Origin of the sequence: Schnuerera sp. xch1 (assembly GCF_019931165.1) — a bacterium.
Classification (GTDB): Bacteria; Bacillota; Clostridia; order Tissierellales; family Tepidimicrobiaceae; genus JAIOUP01.
Genome location: NZ_JAIOUP010000002.1, coordinates 68148 through 93608 on the forward strand (window position 1 = coordinate 68148; position 25461 = coordinate 93608).

18 protein-coding genes and 1 other RNA gene are annotated in these 25461 nt (G+C 31.4%); 1 reads left to right on the forward strand and 18 read right to left on the reverse strand.

Annotation, left to right across the window (positions count from 1 at the left end):
* Window positions 1–2: 2 nt before the first annotated feature.
* The 5 genes from pglZ to K8M07_RS02705 are packed head-to-tail and all read right to left on the reverse strand — an operon-like array spanning window position 3 to window position 10931.
* Complete coding sequence (gene pglZ, locus K8M07_RS02685) at window positions 3–2558, reverse strand: BREX-1 system phosphatase PglZ type A (RefSeq protein ID WP_223376347.1); 2556 nt, start codon at window positions 2556–2558, stop codon at window positions 3–5.
* A 16-nt stretch (window positions 2559–2574) separates the two neighbouring features.
* Window positions 2575–6162: a BREX-1 system adenine-specific DNA-methyltransferase PglX gene (pglX, locus tag K8M07_RS02690; protein WP_223376348.1), complete on the reverse strand. Its 3588-nt coding sequence runs from the start codon at window positions 6160–6162 to the stop codon at window positions 2575–2577.
* Between the two features lie 16 nt (window positions 6163–6178).
* Window positions 6179–9733: a BREX system P-loop protein BrxC gene (brxC, locus tag K8M07_RS02695; protein WP_223376349.1), complete on the reverse strand. Its 3555-nt coding sequence runs from the start codon at window positions 9731–9733 to the stop codon at window positions 6179–6181.
* 24 nt (window positions 9734–9757) lie between these two features.
* Window positions 9758–10333, reverse strand: coding sequence for a DUF1788 domain-containing protein (locus tag K8M07_RS02700; protein WP_223376350.1), 576 nt, complete (start codon window positions 10331–10333; stop codon window positions 9758–9760).
* Between the two features lies 1 nt (window position 10334).
* Window positions 10335–10931, reverse strand: a complete 597-nt coding sequence (locus K8M07_RS02705; protein WP_223376351.1) for a DUF1819 family protein — start codon at window positions 10929–10931, stop codon at window positions 10335–10337.
* A gap of 248 nt (window positions 10932–11179) precedes the next feature.
* On the opposite strand from K8M07_RS02705, the gene K8M07_RS02710 reads away from it, so the two are divergent.
* The gene (locus tag K8M07_RS02710; protein WP_223376352.1) at window positions 11180–11587 is read left to right on the forward strand and encodes an LAGLIDADG family homing endonuclease; all 408 of its coding nucleotides are present in this window, start codon (window positions 11180–11182) and stop codon (window positions 11585–11587) included.
* 333 nt (window positions 11588–11920) lie between these two features.
* Here K8M07_RS02710 and ssrA read toward each other — a convergent pair.
* The 13 genes from ssrA to smpB form a co-directional block, all read right to left on the reverse strand.
* Window positions 11921–12260: a transfer-messenger RNA gene (ssrA, locus tag K8M07_RS02715) on the reverse strand.
* 395 nt (window positions 12261–12655) lie between these two features.
* Complete coding sequence (locus K8M07_RS02720) at window positions 12656–14062, reverse strand: aldehyde dehydrogenase family protein (protein ID WP_223376353.1); 1407 nt, start codon at window positions 14060–14062, stop codon at window positions 12656–12658.
* Window positions 14063–14184: 122 nt separating this feature from the next.
* Window positions 14185–15012, reverse strand: coding sequence for a 5-dehydro-4-deoxy-D-glucuronate isomerase (gene kduI, locus K8M07_RS02725; RefSeq protein ID WP_223376354.1), 828 nt, complete (start codon window positions 15010–15012; stop codon window positions 14185–14187).
* Between the two features lie 139 nt (window positions 15013–15151).
* Window positions 15152–16375, reverse strand: coding sequence for a serine hydroxymethyltransferase (gene glyA / locus K8M07_RS02730; RefSeq protein WP_223376355.1), 1224 nt, complete (start codon window positions 16373–16375; stop codon window positions 15152–15154).
* Window positions 16376–16449: 74 nt separating this feature from the next.
* Complete coding sequence (gene thiS, locus K8M07_RS02735; protein WP_223376356.1) at window positions 16450–16647, reverse strand: sulfur carrier protein ThiS; 198 nt, start codon at window positions 16645–16647, stop codon at window positions 16450–16452.
* Between the two features lie 26 nt (window positions 16648–16673).
* Window positions 16674–18569 (reverse strand): aldehyde ferredoxin oxidoreductase family protein, encoded by a 1896-nt coding sequence (locus tag K8M07_RS02740; protein WP_223376357.1) that lies wholly within the window; start codon window positions 18567–18569, stop codon window positions 16674–16676.
* A 40-nt stretch (window positions 18570–18609) separates the two neighbouring features.
* Window positions 18610–19668, reverse strand: coding sequence for a DctP family TRAP transporter solute-binding subunit (locus K8M07_RS02745; RefSeq protein WP_223376358.1), 1059 nt, complete (start codon window positions 19666–19668; stop codon window positions 18610–18612).
* Between the two features lie 13 nt (window positions 19669–19681).
* Window positions 19682–20866, reverse strand: a complete 1185-nt coding sequence (locus K8M07_RS02750; protein WP_223376359.1) for a M20 family metallopeptidase — start codon at window positions 20864–20866, stop codon at window positions 19682–19684.
* A 19-nt stretch (window positions 20867–20885) separates the two neighbouring features.
* Window positions 20886–22160 carry a TRAP transporter large permease gene (locus tag K8M07_RS02755; protein ID WP_223376360.1) on the reverse strand — a complete coding sequence of 425 codons (1275 nt, stop codon included), beginning with the start codon at window positions 22158–22160 and terminating at the stop codon, window positions 20886–20888.
* Between the two features lie 3 nt (window positions 22161–22163).
* On the reverse strand, window positions 22164–22721 hold the full coding sequence (locus K8M07_RS02760) for a TRAP transporter small permease (RefSeq protein ID WP_223376361.1): 558 nt from the start codon (window positions 22719–22721) through the stop codon (window positions 22164–22166).
* A 126-nt stretch (window positions 22722–22847) separates the two neighbouring features.
* Window positions 22848–24044, reverse strand: a complete 1197-nt coding sequence (locus tag K8M07_RS02765; protein ID WP_223376362.1) for a M24 family metallopeptidase — start codon at window positions 24042–24044, stop codon at window positions 22848–22850.
* Window positions 24045–24155: 111 nt separating this feature from the next.
* Window positions 24156–24848 (reverse strand): GntR family transcriptional regulator, encoded by a 693-nt coding sequence (locus K8M07_RS02770; protein ID WP_223376363.1) that lies wholly within the window; start codon window positions 24846–24848, stop codon window positions 24156–24158.
* A gap of 144 nt (window positions 24849–24992) precedes the next feature.
* On the reverse strand, window positions 24993–25460 hold the full coding sequence (smpB, locus tag K8M07_RS02775; protein WP_223376364.1) for an SsrA-binding protein SmpB: 468 nt from the start codon (window positions 25458–25460) through the stop codon (window positions 24993–24995).
* Between the last annotated feature and the right edge of the window lies 1 nt (window position 25461).

Consider the following 25461-nt stretch of genomic DNA (forward strand, 5'->3'; position numbering starts at 1 on the left):
CTTTAAAATCCAAAATCATTTGTAATTGCTAAATCAATTATAAATGGTGTCTTACTATAAATATTTTCTACAGTTTCATTTTCATCTTCCATTACTAGATAATACTTCTTGCCTTTATCATAAGATTGGTCTTTGAGAGTAAACTTTTCTCTAAATGTACGTTCTTCAGGTTTAGATGATCTGCTATCTGCAATAATAATGTTTTCGTTCGATATGCGGTTACCTTCATCATCTTCAAAATATAGTTTTAAGTTTATAGGCAGTTTTTTATCTTCTACTTTTCCAGTTTGGAAAAATTCCAAGTATGTGATTCTATTTGTAATCTTTCTAGAAATATTGGTCAGTTTTACTTCTACTTTAGAAGATTTAAACTCATCTTTTCTTATATTCTTAAACTTAATTACTGGTATTATTATCTCCTGTAATGATGTGCCTCCATGTACATAATTGTCTCCAGCACCTTGAACTTTGAATCTTGTATTGCCTTTAGGAACTATTGCATTTAATTTTGTATTTTCTATTAAATAGTTCAATGGTATATTTAGAATTCCCTTTTCATCAGAAACTTCTTCTGTCAGTATAAATCTTCTACTTTCTTCAATAGATGAAACGTTCATCTTGGATAACTTATTATTCTCCATCAACTTGGATCTTCTATATATGAAGCCATGGTCTGCAGTTATATAAATATTTGTGGCGCTTACATTATTAACTAAGCTTCTAATGATATCGTTTAAATCATTAAATGTCCTTTCTACACCTTCAAACACTTCCCTTTCAGTCAAAGACGTATCTCCTAATGCATCTATTACATTGTGATAAATATAGACTAGTTTCTTACCAGTAAAGACTTCTTTATATTCATCTCTTTTCATATCCTTAATGTCGTTATATTGAATAGCTACTGATTCACTGCTGTAATTTAATATTATCTTCTGCCTATTTTGTGTTCCTTGACTATCAACTCCGTCAACTTTAACTCTTCCTTGATTATCTATATCTATTGCTTTATGAGGCAATAGAGTTGCCATGCCTAGTTTTGTATATGAGGGGATGCTTCCTTGCATATAAGCTAATTCAGTACTTCCTCTTCTCTCTTTATTCAATATATCATTAAACTCTACTGCAGCTTCATATCTAAATGCGTCCGATACTATTACAAATACTCTCTCATTTTTTTCTACATGTGGCCTAATGAAGTTATTGTAAAAGTCCTTCTGCTGAGTGAGACCTTGAACTCTAATGTCGTCTTTTAACTCATCTTCAATAATAGCTGACCATTTGATTGATAGTTCATCTAAATACCAGTTTGTATATGTATTCTCGATAATTTCCAACATGCTATTAAATAATTCTTTATTCTCTCTAATACTGTCATAGGATAAATAAAACTTTCTATAATAGTAATCGAATAGATAATACTTTTCTGCATAATTGTTTACCATTTCAAATGCATTAGAGCCTATCAATGTCTTTTGTAATTGAACTTGTAGCTTTAATATTTCCATTGCATAATAAATTGCATTATATTCTTGTTCAAAGTCATTGTACCAATGAGTAGTCCTTCTTTTATTTATGATTTTTCTATATTTTTCATACTCTCCTACGTTTTCTACTAGATTATTTATTAATCTTGAAATTATCTCTAAATCAAAAGACTTAAATGTGTCACAGGATATATAATCATCTATATCCCATTTTTTGATATAATCTTCTAAATTAAGTCTATCTTCAATTCTATTGGCCAATACATTAAATACTTCTCTGTCATCCTTATGACTCATGAAGTGATCTAGTAGTATGATTGAATTAGCCCTTTCATTGGAAATAAACTTCTCCCATGCCTTAGGTAGTTCAGCATCTAGATTATAACTCAAATTTGTTATCATAAACATTATCATAAGGGACTCTAAATCTCTTTCTTCCATATGATATCCATATCTAGTCTCTATTAACTTCCAAAAAGCATCTATATCTCCGAACTTTTCTATATCTTTTATATACTTGTTTTCTTCTTTTGCTTCTTCCATTAAAACTGACTTAACTACCAATTCAAAATCTAAAACTGATAATTTGCATAAGGTGGATAGCACAGCAATATCAATCTTTTCTTCTGTATAGTTTTCAATATTATATGAAGCAAATTTGTTTAATCTTTCTTTGTTGTTAAAGAACTTTGTGTATTTTTTAAATATAGATTTTAAAGTATCGTCTTCAATTCCTAAACTTCTCATATTTACAGTTGCCTTGTCCGTAAAGAACTCCTCACTGTATTTGAATATATCTAACAACCAATTTTCTCTAGGATTTGGTTTAGGCTTTGATGAGTATATAAGATAATTGGATTCAGTATCTTCTTTTTCTAATGAATATTTAATATAAAAACTATTATTGTCTTCGAGTTTAATTATTTTTGTATTTTCTAATTCCAACTCATCAATATCTTTGATAAATTCTCCTTCATCGTCATACCAAAACACTATATTTCTTTTTTTCCCATCTGATGGTTCTTTGTTTAAGTTTTCTTCTAATATTCTTTTTACTTCATTTGAATTCATCCTATCACCTACTTTTCTACAACTTTGCTAACAAGTCTGCTTTTAGTGGTTTCTTGCCATCTCCCCTTGGTATTTCTACCTTTTGGAACTTAGCATAGTTAACTTTTACTCCATCATCCAAATCTATATCAATTCTTTGGTTGGCAATATGAGCGATCACTTGATCGTATTCTTTGCATTCCTCTAATTGTTTTGACACTTTATCTCTTTGTTTTCTTGCTGCTGATTTTTCCCTTGCTGATACATCAGAATCTATTATTCTTTCTAATCTGCTTATTTCAGCTTCATATTTTTTTTGTAGTTCATGCAAATAATCTGTTCTAACCCTTGCTACAAGTGATGGTTCATATCTATGCAGATATACAAGTGCCTTAAACCCATCTTGTCTACCAGAATCAAACATCCAGTATATTGGTGTTTTACTATATGTTTTTTCATGGTCTTTATAGAAGCCTGATTTCTTAGTGAAATAATTTCTTATTGCTTGTCTCGATGTTTCACTGGATTTTTTGCCTATAGTCTCCGCTATATAATCTAGATTTTCTTCCAATGCTTCTTCTCCAAATGTTATCTTGACGAATTCTACAAACATGCTTACTATGTCCTCTTCAAAATAATCATCAGTTGTTATTGGAATTATGTTATCCTTTACTGGTTTAAACTTATTGTATCTATTTGAATCAAACTCTCCGCCTGCATATATCAATCCTTCTTCATCTAGTGAGTAACGACCAAACATGCAGCCTACTGCGTAGGATATAAAGGATTTGATGTCCCTTTCTCTATCTGCTTTTCTGATTGTGATGTCTTTATCTTCTACTTCTGGTGTTAGTTCGTCTTGAAGTCCATATATCTCTATGAAGATTCTGTTTAGTTCTTCTTCGTTTTGTTTTAGTTGGTTGAATTGGCTTTGTGTGAAGTCTGACCAATTGTCAAATGATTCTTTTATTAGAGTAGAGTCTTTTTTATATTCTATAATAGGATGCTTTTTGAAATCCCATGATGTTTCAAATGAGTCCCAGTCTCTCTTGCTTATATTATAATTATTCATTGTTAAATAATTGATTCTTTCCAGTATTTTATCACTACTAAACAATACTGGAAACTTTGCAACTTGACCTGATTGAAAATTCATAGTTGGATTAAAATTACCAAATATATAATGAAAAACCTTAGAATTTAATAATGAAAGATAATATTTTTTAAATTTAGTATCAGTAAATAGACAACAGCCCCCGTTATCAAAAATAAACCCTTTTCCAAACATTCTTATGCTAAATCTTTTAGAAGAAACAGTAGACCATGTTAACCCATCTTTCATAAAGTAATCATAATTGGCTACTACAGCAGTAGGGATTTCCCTAATTGCTTCTCCATCATTTTTCCAATCTATAACAAATTCGTTATTTCCATACCACTTTCTATATCCTCCACCTTTATTATAAGGAAACCATCTATTAATAACTGTATCTTCTTTTATTATTTTATCTTTATTAAAGTTAATTTTATTTATATTAACTTCAAACCAGTGTTTAAGAAACCTGTCATTGTTAGAAGTTGAATTGCCTTTTCTTGGTGAGGCAATTTCCCCTAATGATTCACCATCTTCAAATATACTTTTAATATCTTTACTAACCCAATATGCTATAGATTTACCCGGTATCCTATTAAAGTCTCTAATATTCGATATATACATATTCTTATTATTACCTTCTATTATTGCTGTTCTTGTCATAATTTCTTTTTGCTTTGCATTATTTATATCTACTAATCGTATATATTTCCCATTATATTTATTAAAGTTACTCTTTCTTATAATAAAAGATGTTGACTGCACAACTTCTCCACTAATTTCTTCAAAAGTGTGAGGTCCTAAATGAATCATATTACATATTACCCTTGTGTTAACAATTTCTTCTCTTAAATTTTCAAAACTAGATAAGAACATCCAAGAGTGTTGGTTTATCATAGCCATAAACCCATTATCTTTTGTATAATATTTGTCAAGTTCCATAAATACAGCAAATAAGTCCGTTTTACAATTAGGATAATTATGTTTAATGAATTTTAGTAGTTTATTATTCATGTTTTTATATCCCATATAAGGAGGATTAGTGCATACCACATCATACTTATCACTCATAATCTTTGCCTGTTTAATTAATGCTGGTAGCTTTTTTAAAATAACATTCTTATGCCCTTGATCAAACATCGCTACCTGTTCTTCTCTTATTCCTTCTAGTCTATCTTCTAGTGCTACAAAGTCTACTCTCTTCACCTCTAATATTGACCCATATTCTTTAGCATCATTAAAAACTTCTACTAAATAGTTACTATCCGTTTTTATTTTCTTATCACCATTAGCAAAGAATTCAATCGCTTCTTTTGAAATTCCGTTGCTCTCTTGTATTGAACGCACGTTTAAATCTATCTTTCTTCTAAAAATTCTTCTATTCTTGCTTCTTGCTTTCATAAGTAAGGCAAAAGTCGCTAATTGTGCTGCTCTATCATCTATATCTAATCCATAAAGGTTCTTTTCTAGTATAAGCTTAGGTATCTTTCTCTCTGGATATCCTGCTTTTAAATAGATATCATAAAGTACATCAAAACAGTATACAAGTATATGGCCTGATCCCATAGCAGGGTCTAATACTTTTATTTCTTCAGGATCTAAGTCAGGGTTTTTTAATTCATCTAATTTCTTCTGTACTTCTGGGTCTTGCTCTGCTTCTTCTAGATAATACTTCCACTGTTCTTTCAATCCATCATCAGGATGTGATTCCAACCATAGTCTTCCTAGTGAATTCTCCACCATATACTTAACTATCCATTTTGGTGTGAATAATTGGGTTGCAGCAGGTATATTTTCTTTAGTAATCTTTTTATTCTTCTTTAATCCAGCAAATACTTCATCTTTCTTTTCGGAAATATAGTATTGATACATCCAACCTATAATTTCTACCTGGTCCTTATAATCTTCTTCATCAATAGATTCTACCAAATCTCTAATTACAGAACCTTCTGCTAGTAAATTATCTGAAAGCAATAATTCAGTGCAATCTGCTATTTTTTCAAAAACTGTAGGCATAATTTCTCCAAGTTTATTGCATTGTTTAATCAATAAGTATTTATATAGTTCATCTGTTTCATTGTTATCTTGAAGGTTATATACTATTTCCTCATCTATGTCTAAATCTACATTTATAGCCTCTTTAATTATATCTGGTTCTGTCTTTTTATCTTCTGAAGACAAAACTCTAACCCCTGTTGGTAAATAGTCATTTACTTCCATGAATCTTAGAGCAATGAATCTATTGAACCAAGTATATGCTACTTCTTCTACTACCTGTTCAAATCCTCTATTCTTTATTTTATTGATTAAATCACTTCTCTTTTCTTTAATTATCTTTTCTACCTTTTCTGGTGGATAATATTTTATAGTTCTCTTTATATCTGTTCCTTCAACTTGAAATCCACCTTCAAAGGTTTCTATATTCTTTATTTCTTTTTCTGTAATTCCTAATTCATAGGCTTTCTGCATTATATCTTCAATTAACTTATTTCTTGCTCTTATTGCAAAGTTCTTAATAGCAGTCTTATTCACTGATGATTCCTCCATTCTATATAAGTCTTATCTCAGTGTCTTCATCCAATTCCTCTTCCAGCCTTTTTCTAATCTGGTCTAGAAGTTCTTCAATATCTTTCTTTGATTCAATAGTTTTGGCTCCGTGTAGAAGATTAGCGATACTAATGTTTCGTGTTTTTTTAGTCTTATACACAGGTATATTTCCAGCCCCTACAGTAATAGGATCATCTTCTGTTGGTTTTCTTTTTCTAGCTAATTCCTTTTTCTTTCTTTCTATTTCATCAAAACAACGGATTTTTATTCTATCGGATTCTTCTTTCATTGCTATTGCTTCATAGAAATCATTAACGCTATCTAATCTATTAAGTAAATCTTTAAACCTTTTGTTAAACGATGCTTTAAACTCATCTTCAAAAGTGTATATTTGTAATTCTTTTAAGACCTTTTGTCGGTCACTTTCGATTACTTCTCTAACCGGTCTACATTCTTCTTCTAATAGTTCTGTAAATTTAATTACAAATTCATCTATTAAATCAGGTAATTTTTGTATATTGTCATAAGGCTCTTTTGATTTTACTATATCTTCTATCCGTTTTATAAGATCAATAGCTTTATTATCTATAACATAGGTTTTGTTTTTTTCATATATATTTAACTGATGTAATCCCTTGTCAAATTGTTCCTGTTGATTTTTGAAAAACATTTTTACATCATAAACATCTTCTTCGTAATCCAACAAATCAGCTTTAAGCTCATATAATCTTTCATAAAAGACTTTAACATCCCTTATATTAATAATCTCCTCAAATAGTTCCTTTCCAGATTCAAGAACATCCTTCCCTGGATATCTATTCCGTTTATATTCTACTAATAATTCTCTAATGTTGGCTAATTCATTTTTAGAAAGGTCAATAAATCTATTCATCAGCCCATCTTCATCGCTAGGCATTGAGCTGAGATTGAATAAATCTTTGCTTAATTCTTTAACATTTTTAATGTATTTTGGTGGAGTCTTTTCTCTTTTTTTGATTACTAGTCTTTCTTTATATTCTCTCCTTGTCAGATAATCTATAAGGTCTTTATCGGATGTATTTAGATATTCATTACCTAATTGTAACTTTATCTCTTGGCTTTTAAAAAGTTTAAGTATAATACCTTCAACATCTAATTCCTTCCAACCATATGGAGCCTTAGTATAATCATCTAGTAATGTTTTCAATGTTATTGGTATATTTCTATCGGTTTTCCTAGTTATTGCTCTATTTACCTCATCTACTGCTAGTTTATTAGGAGTATCATCTATTAATTTCATTTGTACATCTGCTTCTTGTAAAATATCATTTAGTTCCTTTTTACTTTCAATGAAAGTGGTAATGTAATTAAGCTTGTCAAATTTATTGTTTATAAGGGTTTTGAAGCCTTCATTAATTCTCTCCATTGGGTTTTTAGATTTTATATTTAGTTTTTGAGAACTTGCATATATATCTGCATATTTTATAGCCTCAATTAGTAAATTATTAACTCTTTCCTTCCTTTCACTAACTTCTCTTGATTTTCTGATTCTTATTTCCTCTTTTTCAGAAGTAGTTTTGTTTCCTCCCTTTCTTCTCAAGTAAGTCTCTATCTTCAATATTTCTTCTATTTCTTCTAAGAAAGTTGTATCACTAGGTAAATTGACTATTAAATTATCTTCTCTAGTGGAAATCATTTTAAGTTCCTGCTCTGTTATTTCTACACCTGTATCAAAATAAGGAGTAATTATCTTTAATCCAATCTCTCCTTTTTGTGATGAAATAAGCTTATCATCAATGATTTTATTATAATCAAAATTATATATTGCATTGTATCTAAATCTCTTTTCCGTATATATGCCACCAAATATTTCTTCACCTAGTTTTTGAATGATTTCATTAACATCAACGTGAATGTTTTGGATTTCCCTGTTTACATCCTGCTCTTGGTCTGTAAGGAAAATATATTCATCACCATTCTTTTGAATAAGGGTCTCCTTCATTAATCTATTCAAAGATTCTTCTATTTCCTTTTTTATTTCTAACTTATCATCATCTATGTTTTTAACCATTAAAGTAGCAAGATTTTCTATATTAGAAGGCATTTCTTTAACATATTTTACTAGGAATAATAATTTTAATACTTCTACGTCTTTATCAATAAGTCTTTTATTGTCCTGTGCATGAATAATTACAGTACGAATATTTGAGTCAAGAAAAGATTCTATTGTCTCAAAGAATGCTGAAAAGGGTATTAATGTTCCTTCTTCTTTATCAACATATTGCAAAGCTGCTTCTTGGAAGGCTCCTAATAGTGATCTCTCTCCTTCAGCTAAGTGCTTGCCACTCGCTCCATGAAGTCTTATACCTGTGAATACAGATTGTAATAGGTTGAATTGATATGGTATGAAAGGATATACCTTAATAAAATCTTCCTCTGATTCATAAGCCTTCATCTCTGGAGTATCTGACGAAAAGGTTATGAGGTTTTTTATGATGGATTCTTTGTTTTGATAGAGTAATTTTAGAGTATCCATTGCCACATCTTTTTTTCTAAGAATACGTTTTTCTATTACTTCATCTACATTGGCGGATGACAAATTAAGCCTTGTATTGAAACGACCTTGTATCTTAGAGAAGTCACTGCCTTTAACTTTTGTTATTGAATCTATATCCTGTTGTGATGTTACAATTACCCATGCCTTTCCTCCACAATATGTTCCTAAATCTTCTACTACTGTTTGAAGGTTTAGCATTAGACCTACATCCTCTCCTACATATTGCCCTACCTCATCTACTAAGAAAATAACATGGTGGTCTCCACCTTTAGATTCGATATATTCTTTAACTCTATTAGCAAATTTTTCAACACTTAGTGAGTAAGTATCTTCTGCCTTGTCGTACCAATTTCTTGCAGATTCTTCACTCATTTTTGTTGTTTCAGTAAGAGCCTTTATTATATTTTCTTCTTCAAAGAAAAAGTCCTCTCTGCTTTCTTCCCATGTGCTGCCTGACAATTCTTTAAACCTAGTCTTGAAAGCTTCATATCCTCCATTCTTTACCATGCCATGCTCCAATTCAGCCAACCAAGGAATTGATCCACAGAAACCTTGCATTTCGTTGAAGACTTTCATAAATACTTTAACTATAGCATCTTTGTTGGCCTTTGAATCAGAGTCAGATTTTGAATCTATATTAAACAGTATAACATCTGCATTTGTATCTCCAGCTAATTTCATATCTGCTAAAATCATAGGGTCTTTTATTTTATCATCAAAATACTCTATAGCATTTCTATTATCTACTTCTCTATTCTCTAGTAGGTAGGATAATATCTTTAGGAAGTGCGACTTACCAGACCCAAAAAATCCGGATATCCACACACCCATCTTATCTGTATGCTTGTTTATTCCTCTTTTATAGGCTTCAAAGAAGTCATCGAAGTGATTGCCTAATTCTCTAGTTACAACATATTCCCTTAATTCATTTTCAACATTTACTTCATCATCTTGGCCTATTTTTATTACTCCTTTGATATCCCTTTCGATATCTTGATAAAACATCTTTTTTAGCTTCACAGTTAATCTCCCCTCTCCCCTTTATTAATCAACTAATTTAAAAGCTCTATAATAGTTATCATCTTTTATTTCGTTAAACAATTGTAAATCTTGTCCACTGTATGTTCCTGGGAAGAACATAATAAGTGGTACTTGATCAATAACTGCATGAAGTGTATTAAGTACAGTATGAGATCTGATAATTGGCCATGCTTTTCCTACTCCTGTTAAAAATACTATATGATTTTTTTCTACTCTACTTTTTATATAATCTATTAATAAGTCATTCTTTTGAGTTAGTCGTAAGCTTCTTTTTATTGGCATAATTATTTTATCTCTACCTTTTTTCTTTTCCATATCAAATGTTTTCTCGAGATAACCCTTTTCTTCTAGTATTTCTAACATTATTTCATATAGATCAAACTCAATGATTTCTATATCTGAACTGTCGTTATTCACTTTTTCTTTTAAGAATTTAATGTGCTCTCTAACTATCATTTCATGTTTAGGATCATAGTCAAATATATGGTAACCAATTTCATTACCCAAGCCCTTACTTTCTCTGAAACTCTTATCTAATAATTTGGGTAATATTTTATCCAATCTTTTATATATACTCATTCTAAATCTCTCCTAACATAGCCTCAATATATGCTTTATCATTCTTTTCAATCAAGTGATCAATTACCTCTTTTTCAATAATTGGTGGTTTTATTTCTAAACCTTTGTCAATTTTTTTGATAAATCCTGCATCATATAGTATTCTTATATATACTTGTTTCAATTTGTAATATGTATAATCCTTCCAAGACGCAACTCTTTCACTTTGTTCTGATTTCCTTTGGAAAAATAGATTGAAGTCTTTGTCTGTTATATAGTAATCATTTAATAGAATTTTTTCTCTATATACTTCTTGCATAAACTCAAAAAACAACAGATCTGTTTTTAGCAATGTATATAAAGCTATTTGTTTGCTTGTTTCTAATGTTCCATTTGCAATTTTATCCATTAAAAACTCATCTAAAACTTGTATTCTATTTAAAATTGTTGAAGCAATTTCCTTTTTTCTGTTCTCGCTATTCATTGAAAAGATGTTTTCTTCTATCGCTTTTTCTCTTATTTCACTATCATTGAGTCCTTGCAACTTTAGTAATAAAGCCTTTTTTAGTTCTAAGTATAAATATGGTCTTGATTTTATAGTCGATGAATATTTTAACATATTTGCAAGTTTTCCCCTTTCATATTGGCCAGTTCTTTAGATTAATTATATCATTCTTTAGTGTGCATGCAAAAATATTTTCAGTAATACGCTTTATATTTCTATAACATCATATTGAATTGAATTATTATTAAATGGAATTGTGAAAGATAGTGATAATTAAATATAAATTTTCCTTGAATTATATGTTTATTAGACCTATAATATATATAGAACTTATGTTCGTATTAATATAAGGAGGTTTCGTTATGCTTGAAACAGAAAAAGCTTATATCGCAGGTATACTTGATGGTGAAGGTAGCATTATGCTTACAAAGTTCCATAAAAATCAATATCCATCGCCTTGTATTTCTATTTCATCAACAGATATTGAACTACTAACATGGATAAAGAATACTACAAAAATGGGAAAAATCATACATAAAAAAAATTATAATAAAGAAAAACATTTAGATTGTTATGCATATAAAGTAATATATAATGATGCACTTACTCTATTAGAAGAAATACAACCTTATCTCATTATCAAAAGGAAAAAACTAAGAACAGAACATATTTTAGACAATTATAAAAATGTAACTCCTAGAAATGGAAAGTATTCCAATGAGATGAAAAAGAAAAAAGAACAATTTTATATAGACTTCATGGCATTATAAAAGCCTTGACTAGAACTAATCTAATCAAGGCTTTATCCTTATGGTGGAGGCGGTGGGACATGTTATCCAATAGTTTCCTAAAGGCACTGACTATATCTTGAGGTCTATTGACCTCCCTGGCGTATTATGAAAGATATATGGTCAGGGAATGTCCCCTTGCTGTCTTGTCGTCTTCCATCCTAGTACCGCATATCAATTGACTTAGCAGCCTATGAGTCGATACAGGGCTGTTGGATTTCTCCACATACCCCTCGGTATTAGCATAGATTTCTCTTTAGCCTTCACCGATTAAGCCAGATTTTCACCTACAGATCGCTCCATAGGGCGACTCCTTGCGAATCGAACCCACGTCCGAAAATACTCCCACAGAAGTTTCTCCGAGTGCAGTCAGTATTTTTTCATTCCCTCCACTTGACTCCTACTGACAGGATTCAAGCTTTAGTAGCTTCATGTATTCCGTTCCTAGCTCAAAGCTTTGCTAGGCTCGGTTCCCCACTAATTTGGCGCCCTATCCCCAGGCGTGGGATTCTCGGGTAGGACGAGCTACCTTAATTAGGCAGCTAATGCGTAATTATTATCTGCGTTTAATTTAAGTTGCCAATTTTAACGTTGTTTGGCGACAACGACTCGCTACTCCTGTTTCCATATCCCCGTCGATACCAAATTCGCCCCCATATTATTTTTTGTGCAATATTTATTATAACAAAAACGACATATTATGTCAACCATCAGAGATTAACACTAATAACTATAGAATAAAAATATACCCTCGAACTCGTAAATATAAAAATATATTTTTATATTTATTATATATAATAGTACTACATTCATCCTTAAAAAACAACAAACTAAGAAAATTTAAGGTTATCCCAGTTGTTATCACGATTTCCTTGTTCAACTTTAAATTTTATATGAAAAATAGCTCCCTGTAGTGTAGACAAGTTTTCTACCTATACTATAGGGAGCATGTCATAAACATTAAAACGAATATTCAAGTTCTAGATATTTTTTACTAACTTTAATTGTTTGTAGAGTGTTGTGAAACGAACTTTCTTATACTTTATCTCATTAATTATATATAGTCTTAATTTCTAAAAACTCTTCAAACCCCTCAACTCCACCTTCTCTACCTATTCCTGAGTGTTTATATCCACCAAATGGAGCATCCAAATCCCATTCTCCTTCATTTACGTATATAGAACCTGTCCTTATCTTTCTTGCTACTTCATTTGCTTTGTCTTCAGGGCCAAATACAGCACCAGCCAATCCATATATACTATCATTAGCAATCTCTATAGATTCTTCTTCTGTAGAATATGGAATAACAACTAATACTGGCCCAAATATTTCTTCCTGTGCAATAACCATATCATTTGAAACATTTGTAAAGACCACTGGCCCTACATAATACCCATTATCATCATTATCAGGAATTTCTCCAACTAACATTTCTGCACCTTCCTCTAAACCTGTTTCTATATATCTTTTTACTTTATCAAATTGTTTTTTAGATGCCAAAGGTCCTACATCTACACTTTTATCTGATGGATCTCCAAATTTATAGTTTTTAGTCTCTTCAACTATTAATTTTTCTACTTCTTTTAGATCATCTTTTGGTACTAATAACCTTGTATATGCATTACATGTTTGTCCTGTATTTAGATATACCGTATCCAATGTAGATTTAACTGCCAGTTTGTAATCCCCACCTTTCAATATTATTGTTGCAGATTTACCGCCTAATTCCAATACTACTTTTTTAATGCTTTGAGCTGCTAGTTTAGACACTTCTCTTCCGCCTGTTGTAGAACCTGTAAATGATATCATGTCTACATCTTCGTGCGATGCTAATGCATTACCTACTTCTCCACCTTTCCCTGATACTAAATTAAATACTCCTTTTGGAAATCCTGCTTTATCTACTATATCTGATAATATATATGCTGTTAATGGTGTAGTTTGGCTTGGTTTTAAAATTACACAATTACCTGCTAATATTGCTGGTATAACCTTTTTTACTATTTGCTCTAATGGGAAATTCCATGGTGTTAAACATCCAATCACCCCTACTGGTTCTCTTCTTACTACAGATTTACTTAATTTTTTTTCAAAATTATATTCCTTAGCTATCTTTATATAGTTTTCTGCTTCCATAACAAAGTCCTTAATATGAGTTTCTTTTGAAAATTTATAACCACAGCCTAATTCTTTTACTACTGTTTCTGCCATATATTCTATATTGTTCTTTAATCCATCTACTACCTTTTGCATAATAGCTATTCTTTCTTCTAGAGAAGAAAATTGCCAAGTAACAAAAGCATCTTTAGCTGCTTTTACTGCTTTATCAACATCCTCTTTGTTCCCTCTTGGAACCCTTGCTATTATAGTTTTATTAGCTGGGTTTTCAACTTCTATAAACTCTCCACTCGTACTATCAATCCATTCTCCATTAATATAAATTTTATTAAAATCCATTTTTACCCTCCTATTTTTTATAATATTTTCACTATATAATTAAATTTACTTTCCTTCTGCTGATACTATTCTAGATATTTAGCTTCTACTTCCTCTATTTCTTCCATAGGTTACTTAACATCTTATAATAAATCAATACTTTTAATTGAATTGACATCTTTAAAATCCTGATTTTCCCCTACCATTGACCAAATAATATCGTATCTTTTAGTTCCTACTGCGCTGTGAATCGACCAGCTAGGAGAAATAACTGCTTGTTCGTTTTTTACGATAATGTGTCTTGTTTCATTAGGCTCTCCCATTACGTGAAATGCAATATGGTCTTCACACATATTACAATATAGGTATACCTCTGTTCTTCTACTATGTATATGACAAGGCATTGTATTCCAAAGATTATTGGGCTCAAGTACTGTAACTCCCATTACTAATTGACAACTTTGACACATAGTAGGATAAATGTATTTATAGATTTTTCTTTCATTTAATTGAGCAGGATGACCTTGAAACTCAGGTTTGACATTTGATGCGTCTATTTTTACAGTAGGATATTTTTTATGTGCTGGTGCATTATTTATATAAAATTTAGCAGGTTTTTCAGAATTTAAACTTTTAAATATTATTGTATTTGATCCTTTTCCTATATATAGACCATCATTATAACCTAATTCTATAGCTTGTTCATCTATAACAGCTATACCTGAGCCCCCTATATTTATAATTCCTAGTTCCCTATTATCTAATATAGAATCATGTCCTAAACTTTTCTTATCAATTACACATTGGTTTTCTTTAGGACATGCACTTCCTATTATAAGCCTATCCTCATGGCTATAAACTAATTTTAGCTTGTTTTCCTCAAATAAATCATCTATGAGAAAATTTTCTCTCAATCTCTCAGTATCATAGCGTTTTATATCTGTGGGATTTGTACTATAGTATGTTTTCATAACAACCTCCCAGCTTTGATAATGTAATATGGCCATTATTATATACCAGTATATTTTATACATAATATCCAAAACCTGCTATTGTATAGTCTGAAAAGCGGAGAAAATTCTCCGCTATATTAATCATATGTTAACTAAATCAAAATGCATATTTTAGTTCCTGGTATTTTGCAACAAAAGCTTCAACATCTTTCGATATCACATCTACATCTTCGTTGTCTATTAAAACTCTCCTAAATAGTTCTGCTATATAATCCATATCCTCTTCTGTCATTCCTCTTCTTGTAACTTCAGGAGTTCCTACCCTGATTTGAGGACTTGCTCCTGAGAAGTCATCAGAACATAGTATCTTTGCCCTTTCTAAAAGCTTACCTGGCATTTGACTGCAGTATTCTCCTACATCTACCAGAATTAAGTGTGTTTCGGTATATCCTCTATCAGCTCCTAAAACGTTGAACCCCCTTTTAGTCATAGCCTTTGCTAAAGCTTTAGAGTTTTTAATTATTTGAACTCCGTATTCATGTCCATATTCTTTCATTTCCAATAAGGATGCTGCAAATGCTGGAATTCTGTTTAGATGATGGCTTGTTACTAATGAAGGTGACAATGTATTTCCAATCTTTTCAATGAGGTCTTTTCTGTTGGATACTATGAATCCACCTTGAGGACCTGGAAAAGATTTATGTGTACTTCCAAACATTATATCAGCACCTTCATTTAAAGGATTTGGAAATACTTTTCCTGCTATAAGGCCTGTTACATGAGATGCATCATAAGCCAATATTATTCCATACTCATCTGCTATTTGTCTAAGTTCTCTCACTGGCTCTGGGAATAGGGTACCTGAACCTCCAAATATTATTAATTTTGGTTTTAGCTCTTTCGCCATCTTCTTTAATGCTTCAGCATCTACAGCTCTATCCTGATCAAACTTCATATATTCTACCTTTATAGTTTCTCCAAATTGAGATACTTGTCTCATTGGGCCTACTAGGCCATGACCCCAGTCTTCAAGGCTAACTTCTATTACTAATTCATGAGGTTCAAGAATCCCTAAAACTACAGCCATACCTGCCATATGTCCACTAATTGGTCTGAGGTCAGCGTATTTACCTCCAAATACATCCTTAGCCAATTTCTGTGTGTTCATCTCTATTTCATGTATATATTTATTTCCTGTATATTCCCTATCTGATGGATCCTCAGTAGTATAGCATCCATATCTATTACCTAAATCACTAGATAAGTAGCTCCTTACTATTTCACTTGAATAGTTTTCTGAAGCTATTAAGTTTAAACATCCTTTTCTGTATTCCGTATGCTTTTTTAGTAAATTGTCAATATCTTTTATTGTTTTAAACATTATAATAACCCTCCCTGATGTTAATATATTACTATGTTAAATATAAATAAGTATATTAGTCATTAGAAAGAGGTTCAACCTCCTCCTAACGGTCTAATTATCTTGATTTCATCTTCTTCATTTATAATATAAGTTGAGTATTCCTTCTCAAGAAGCTGCTTGTTATTAACCCATACTCCTACCCAGTTGTTGTATCTTTCCATATACAATAAATCCTCTATTGTTGTATTTTCTTTAACTATTTTGGGTTTACCATTGACTATTACATTCATAGGACATTCCCCTTTAAAATAGAATTTTATTTAATCAGCCAACCTAAGGATAACTTCTTTAAAATAGATTCTGTAGGATTTCCTGTATCTTTACCCCATCCTGCAAAAATATAGTATAGTTCTTTAGCTTCATTAAACTTCTCTTCATTTAACTGGATACCTTCTGATGGTCCATCAGGCATTTTTTCAAATATCCTTTTAGGCAATTTATCATCTTCTTTAGTAAATCCTGCCCTAGCATTAAAATATCTCATCATATTAATGCGACGTTCTCCTATTCGCATTAATTCAAATAAAGATGTATTCCATCCTAATCCAAGCTTACATAATTCAAGTAATTCATCAGGACCACAAAGTTCCCAAGATGGCCCCCATACAAACTGGCATAAATTTAGTGTATCCAATATTGAGAAATAACATTGAGTATCAAAGGCAAATCTAACTTTATCATCATCTATAGTAAATGGATCTTTATAAGTCTTATATGTGCCTATTTGCCCTAATCTTTGTATAGGTTGACTATCTTTTGGTAAATTCAAGAACACATCATGTTCACTTGATTGATGATCGGCACCAAAAGGATTAACTGCATATATAAGCCCTACCATAGGTTTATACTGTGGCATATGAGCAGGAAGTTCTTGTCCCTTTACTTCTATTGTAAAACATTCTGTTCCTTTACCTATTATTTGTGCAGCTCTCTTGCTTCCTTCTGCTAACAAATTACCAATGCCTTCTCTATTAGCAATCTTCTCAATTAACTCTGGAAGAATTTTATCATTTCCGAATTTAAGCTCTAATCCATCCGTATCTTTTTTAGTCAACATACCCTTTTCGTAGCACTCCATAGCAAAAGCTATTGTAGCACCACAGGAAATTGTATCTATGCCGTACATATTGCAGAGTTGATTAGCCAAGGAAACTGCCTTTAAATCGTTAATACCGCAATATGACCCAAAAGCTGCAGCAGTTTCATATTCTGGACCACCATATAATGGATTTACTATTCCAGGTACTTCAACTACCCTTTTACATCTTACCGCACAACCATAGCAAGTATCTCTTTTCTTTAATATAGTCTCACTCATAGTAGTTCCTGTAATCTCTGTAGCACCTTCAGGAAAATATCCTGTAGTCCAATTTTTAGTCGGTAAAAATCCTTCATCGCTAAATTCTTCCAAGTCGCCATCAGTACCATGTTCTCCTAATCCTTCAATGTTTGGATTTTCACTTATCATTTTGACTACTTTCTTTGAAAACTGGCTGAATTTTTCTTTATTATATGGTTTTAAAGCCTTCCCTTTTTTCACAACTAGTGCTTTTAAGTTTTTAGAACCCATTACAGCACCAGTTCCATTTCTTCCATTGGCTCTGTTACACATATTTATTATCGATGCATATTTTACTAAGTTTTCACCGCCTGGACCTATTTGTGCAATTTCTACATTTTTTTCTCCTAATTCTTGCCTAACTATTTTTTCAACTTCTCCAGTTACTTTCCCCCATATGTTCTTTGCATCTTTTAGTTCTACATTATCTCCATCTATATATAGATAAACTGGCTTTTCTGATTTTCCTCTGAATAGTACAGAATCCCAATCATTTGCTTTAAGGTGCATAGGGAAGAACCCACCTGCTTGACTATCTCCAATAGTGCCTGTAAGTGGACTTTTAGTAGTTACTGTTACTCTACTAGTTCCACTAATAGGAAGACCTGTTAATGGAGACACAGAAAATATTAACATATTTTCTGAAGACAAAGGTTCTACTTTTGGATCCATATCTTGAAGAATTAAATATAATCCTAATGCTGAACCGCCTGGATAAAGTCTATATATGTCTCCAGGAATTGTCCTAATATTTATCTCACTTTTTGTCAAGTCAACATCTAAAATTCTAGCATTAGAAAATCTATCATACATGTTCCCGCCCCCTTATAATAATTAATTTCATTTATTACTCTTATTCTTTTTTATCTTCTAATTTACCTATTTCTTCTATAAGAGTATTTAATATAACTTCTCCATCTTCTCCAACCATTTGTACGTATTTATCATAAGCTGATTGGCTAGCTTCTCTAAACATTTCTCTTTCTTCATCAGTTAAAGTAACTACCTCTATATCACTTACCTCTTGTATCATTTCTAAAGCTCTTCCATTTAATTCTTCCTGTATCTCAAAAGAATAATCTTGCACTTCATCTGCTGTTTCTAAAATCATCTGTTGATATTCCTCAGGTAAACCATTGAAGAAATCTGGATTTATACATGTACAAGTCATATATAAATTTGAACTTGCTAAAGTTAAATAATCTTGTACCTCATAAAACTTCATCTCTTCAATAGCTGAAATTGGATTTTCCTGACCTTCTATCATATTTAGCTGCAATCCACTATATACCTCCATATATGGGACTGGTGTAGGATTAGCTCCATAGGCCTCATAAGATGCTACAGTTATTGGAGAAGGCATAACTCTAAACTTAACTCCATTCCATTTATCTGGTGTATTAACTGGCCTATTAGTAGTCCATTCCATAGTTCCCTCTGTCCAATAAGATAAAACTTGTATGCTTTTTTCCATATATTTTCCTGATAACATCTCATTTAAAGCTTCACTTTCCTTAAATATCTTTTGATTTATTTCCATATCATTTGAAAATAGAAAATGTAAAGATAATAATTGATTTTCCGGAACGAGCGTTCCTGTATTCCCAGGTGAAACTATAGCGAATTCTATACCACCATTTTGCAACAACTCAGCTTGCTGAGTAGCATCTCCTATTTGTCCGACAGGGTATATATCTACTTTGATTTTTCCATTTGATTTTTCTTCTAGGGTTTCAACGAATTTTTTTACATAAACATCTTGAATACTTCCATTGTTTTCTTCATGTGCAAATCTCCAGTGATAAATCACCTCTTCATTTCCATCAGAGGTTACAGTTTCTTCCTCACTACATCCTGCTAAAAGTGTTATTATTAACATTAAGGATACTACACTCAGAATGATTCTTTTCATTACTTACTCCTCCTTAATTTTGACTATTTAGGAAATTTAAGGCCGTTCTTATATGCATCTCTACACCATATTTTAAAGTATCTTCATCAATATTAAACAGTGAATGATGATGAGGATAATGAGTACCTTTTTCCTTATTACCGTTTCCTATAAAATAAAAAGCACTAGGTACCCTTTGAGAAAACTCTGCAAAATCCTCTCCTGCCATAGATCTATAATCTACAAAATTATCTTCTACTCCGAAAGTTTCATAAGCCGCCTTTTTAACATAGTTAACCATGTTAGAGTTGTTAAGAAGTGAAGGGTTACTAGGAAAATATTTTAATTCATATTTTACATTCATTGCTTCACATATTCCCCTTATAACTCTTTCAAACTTATCTATCAAAAGCTTCTTTTCTCTTTTTTCATCATCAAATAAGAATCTTATAGTTCCTCCCATTTCCACTTTATCAGCTATTATATTACGTCCAGTTCCACCGTGTACCTTACCTATCATAATAGTTATGGGATACAGTGGATTGATCTCTCTTGTTTGAATAGATTGTACAGACTGAATTATATTGGTTGACGCTAAAATAGGATCAATTGCTTCATGCGGGGAACCTGTATGCCCACTTCTACCATAAATAGTCAATTCAAACTCCTCTAATGCAGCCATTACTGCACCTAGGTTTAAACCTATTTCTCCACTCTTCAAGGGAGTCCAAAGGTGAGCAGCAAAAGCACCATCAACTTTTGGGTCCTCAAGTATTCCTTTATTTATCATATCTAGAGCCCCTGCTTCCTCCTCATTTGGTTGAAATATGAATTTTATATTTCCTTTTATTTTATCCTTATGGTTTACTAATACTTTTGCTGCTACAAGCAACATAGCAATATGTCCATCGTGACCACATGCGTGCATTACCCCTTTATTGACAGAAGCATATGATAAACCAGTTTCCTCAGTTACAGGTAAAGCATCTATATCCGCTCTAAGTGCTACAGTTTTCCCTGGATTTTTCCCCCTTAAGAGTCCAACAACTCCGGTTTTCACTACCTTCTTTACTTCCAATCCTAAATTCTCTAAATAATCATATATTATCTGTGATGTTCTATACTCTTCATATCCTAATTCGGGATGCATGTGAAAATCTCTTCTCAATTCTATAACTTCATCTTCAAGTGAGATTACTTCCCTAGATATATCGTCCATAAATACTAGCCCTCCAATCTTATGAAATTAAAAATGTTGATATTTGTGGAAATGCAATAATCAATACTGTTACTACTAACAAAATTACCAAATATATTGGAATCTTTCTTACAACTTTAGCATATGGCTGTTCAAAAACTGCACTTGCAGTAAATATATTACATCCAAATGGTGGACTAACTGATGCTATAGCTGCTTGTAACACAATCAATATACCTAACTGAATTGGATCTACCCCTGCTGCAACTGCTGGTGCATAAAAAATAGGTGTTAATATTACAATTGCAACTAATGAATCTACAAACATTCCAGCTACGAAGAAAAATATTGTTGTAGTGATAAGTACCCTTAAAGCACTAGGATTTGTTCCCAAAACTAACTCTGCAATAAACTGTGGTAACCTAGCATATGATATAACCCATGATAATAAAGCACCTGCTGCTACTAATACGAATACAGCTGTTGTAACAACACCTGATGAAAGTGCAATATCCTTAAAATCTTTAAATTTTACTGATTTAAATAAAAACACTTCACATATTATCGCATATAATACAGATATTGCCGCTGCTTCTGTAGGGCTAAATAATCCTAAAAATATTCCAACAAATATAATAATCGGGAAACCTAATGGAGCCAACCCATTTTTAAATGCTGATTTAATCTCCTTTAATGTTGCTTTTTTTGTTCTTGGAGTATCATTTTTCTTTGCTAGAAAATAACTATATACTGAAAATAAAAATAGCATAATCAATCCTGGTACGACACCTGATATAAATAAATCAGCAACAGATGTACCAGTTACAACACAATACATTATCATAGAAATACTCGGTGGAATCAATAATGCTATTATAGAAGAAGATTCTATCAATGCTAGTGAATCTTCATTTTTATAACCAGATTCATCTAATCTCCCGTACATCGGCCTTCCTATAGCTACTAATGTGGCTTGAGTAGAACCTGATATAGCTCCAAAGAATGTACAAGCTGCAACAGTAGTTATAGCTAATCCTCCACGAATATGACCAACAAATACTTCTACTAAGTCTAATAATCTGCCCGAAATTTGTCCTGATGACATAATGTCCGCAGCAAATATAAACAATGGGACAGCTAACAATACTTGTGTTGAAACTCCTGCAATAAGCTGCTGAATTATTAAATACGGTTCAACATTTGGGAAAAATGTCATTAATACAATTAAAGGTGGCACTATTAATGCTAGATACATAGGAAAATTAAGTGCAAACATCACAACCATTATTACTCCTAAAACGACAAGCATTTCCATACTTTAACCCTCCCTTTCCTGAATGCTACTTCCATCATCAACTTCACTAGTTTTATCAATGTTAACTTCACTAGATAAATACACATCATCTTCATTTTTAATATTCATTATAAATATCCTAAGGTACTCTATTGTTCCAAAGAAGAATCCAATCGTAACAGATATATAAAACCAAAACATAGGTATATTTAACGCTGGGCTTGTCCTCCCAAAATTAAATACCGACATTATATACTGTAACGATAATATTCCCAATACTGCTGTAATGATAGTTGATAAACCGCTTATTAAAATCATCATTTTTCTTTTATTCTTTTTATTAACAGCATCAAAAATGATAGACATGTTAATATGTTTATTCTTTCTAACACAGAAACCTATACCAAAGAAAGATACTATTATCAAAAGAAATTGTCCTAATTCTTCAGAAAAAGTTAAACTATGATTAAAAAAAACTCTCATAATAACACTAACTATCAACAAAATAGCCATAAGAATTACAGATAAACTTATAACCCACTCTTCAATTTTCTCAACAACATTTTCAACCTTTTTAAACACTACTTTCACCATCCCTTAAGAGTAGTTTTTCTCGAAGGGAAAAAGTTTGATAAACTCAACTTTAATACCCTTCGATAATGTTACAAACTTGCCTATTCAATAACAACTTTTAAAAAATGAAGATAACTATATTCCAGCTATAGCACCAGCGCTTTCCCTTACCAGTAATTTTCTAGGATAAGATGTAAACAGCTCAACTCCATCTTCTGTAACTCTAAATGATTCACTAATATCTACACCACAATCATCAAGCCAAATTCCTGGTATCATATGAAATGTCATATTAGGTTTCAATACCGTTTTATCTCCTGGTCTTAAACTTGCAGTATGTTCTCCCCAATCTGGTGGATAATTCAATCCCATCGAATATCCAATTCTTGAATCCTTGATAAATCCACTTTTCTCAATGCTTCTAGCCCATACTCTTTCAAGTTCTTCACAGCTAGCACCTGGTTTAACAGCATCTAGTGCAGCAGTTAGCCCTTCTACTACAACAGCAGCTAAATCCCTTACCTTCTGTGGTGCATCTCCTAGAATTAAAGTTCTTGATAGAGGACAATGATATCTCCTGTAGTTTCCTGCAAGTTCAAGTATTACAGTATCCCCATCCTTATATGGCTCATCTGTCCAACTTAAATGAGGAGTTGAAGTTCTTTCACCAGCTGGCATTAATGGAATGATAGAAGCATAGTCTCCACCAAACTCTTCAGTTCCACTTATGAGAGCATGGAAAACCTTTGCAGCAGCATCACATTGTCTTACTCCTACATCAATCGAATCATAAGCAGTTTGCATGCCCTTTTCTACAATTTTTGCTGCTTTTCTCATGTATTCTATTTCAGCATCTGACTTAATGATTTTAACCCAACTTACTAAAAGATTTCCGTCTTTAAATTTTGCATTTGGTAGACTAGCTTCAAGCCTTTCTTGACATTTAGCTGTGTAGTAATACGCATCCATTTCTGTAGCAATAGTTTTCTTATGATAGCCTTTTCCTTTTATAATGTCAGCTACAAACTCCATAGGATGTTTCACTAAAGAATGAACATAATCATCAGTATAGGACATTATATTATCGTCATCTAGCCAAGTTGTAATTCTTGCTGCATTTGCATCTTGTCCTCTTCCAACCCAAATAGGTTGTTCCCTATCTACCATTACAATTAAACATTGGTGCACATAGAATGACCATCCATCAAATCCTGTTAGATAATTAATATTTGCAGGATCAGTAACTATTAAAACTTCTATCCCTTTTTCATTCATTGATTTTTGGACATTTTTCATCCTTTGTTTATACTCTTCAACAGTAAAATTTAACATTTTAGACCCTCCTTTGTATTTAGTGATAGTCGCAATAAACAATAGTTATGTATACAGTATATTGTCGACATTATTTAATATTCTACTTGTTTCACCTCCTTTTGCTTAATATTATTTTCTATCTTTGAAATAATTCTTTCTCACGCCATCTTGACTATAACTTATTATATGGTTCTTCAATGCTTTTTTACACTTCTCTATATCTTCAGATTTTAAATATTTAATAATATCATAATGATCACTTGCTGTAACTTCTAAATCCCCTGTCATTTCTGTATCAATAATCATTGCAAGCTTAAGTTGATAAAAGAGATCTGTAAGTATCTTTACTCTCCTCAGACTATCAGATTTTTTCCAGATAAATTTATGAAATTCCATATCTTTTTCATTAATATTTATCAATTTTTCTAGGACGGGCTTATCATTTTTCGCTATCGCTACCATTTCATCTACTATTTGAGTTAACTTATCAAAGTCAGTTTGGGTTAGTTTTTTTTCATTTATCAATATTTCAATAATATCATTTTCTAATAATAACCTAATATCAAAAACTTCATTGACGTCATCTTTAGTCATCTCAGTAACAAAATTACCTTTCCTTGGAACATACTTTATTAATCCTTGATTTTGTAGTTCAATTATACCTTCTCTTACTGGAGCCCTACTAATATCCAATTCCATAGCAATTTTAGATTCAAGAATACGATCTCCTTCTTTGTATTCCTTTGTCAATATTTTTTTTGTTACATAGTCTATTACAATTTCACTCAAATTCTTTTTCGAATATTTTTCATTTTGAATCATATTTTAATCTCTCCAATAAACATCTATCTTGTACATTTGACATTATATATTATATGTTGTTGATTGTCAACAATATACATCTTAAATAAATCATAATAAATGTATGATAAAGTAACTATCTAAAGTGATATGACATTATTAATGTCATTCTCTATATTTTTCAATTGAATATCTTTCTATTCTCCTTTGAGCATCCCTTTTAGCTATATCCTGTCTTTTATCATATAGTTTTTTACCTTTAGCTATTGCTAACTCTAATTTTACTAATCCATTGCTTATATACACTCGTAATGGGACTAATGTATATCCTTTTTGCATAATAGATGAATTTAATTTTCTAATCTCCCTTTTATGAAGTAGTAATTTTCTCTTTCTAACTGGATCCACATTATAAATATTTCCTTGTTCATAAGGGCTTATATGCATACCATAAATAAATACTTCTCCATTTTCTATGGTGGCGTAACTTTCTTTTACATTTATCTTACCCTGTCTAATAGATTTAACCTCTGTTCCTTTTAACACTAGTCCCACTTCAATAGTATCATCTATAAAGTATTCATGTTTTGCTTTTCTGTTGGTAGCTACTACTTTCACATTTTCGTTTTTCATA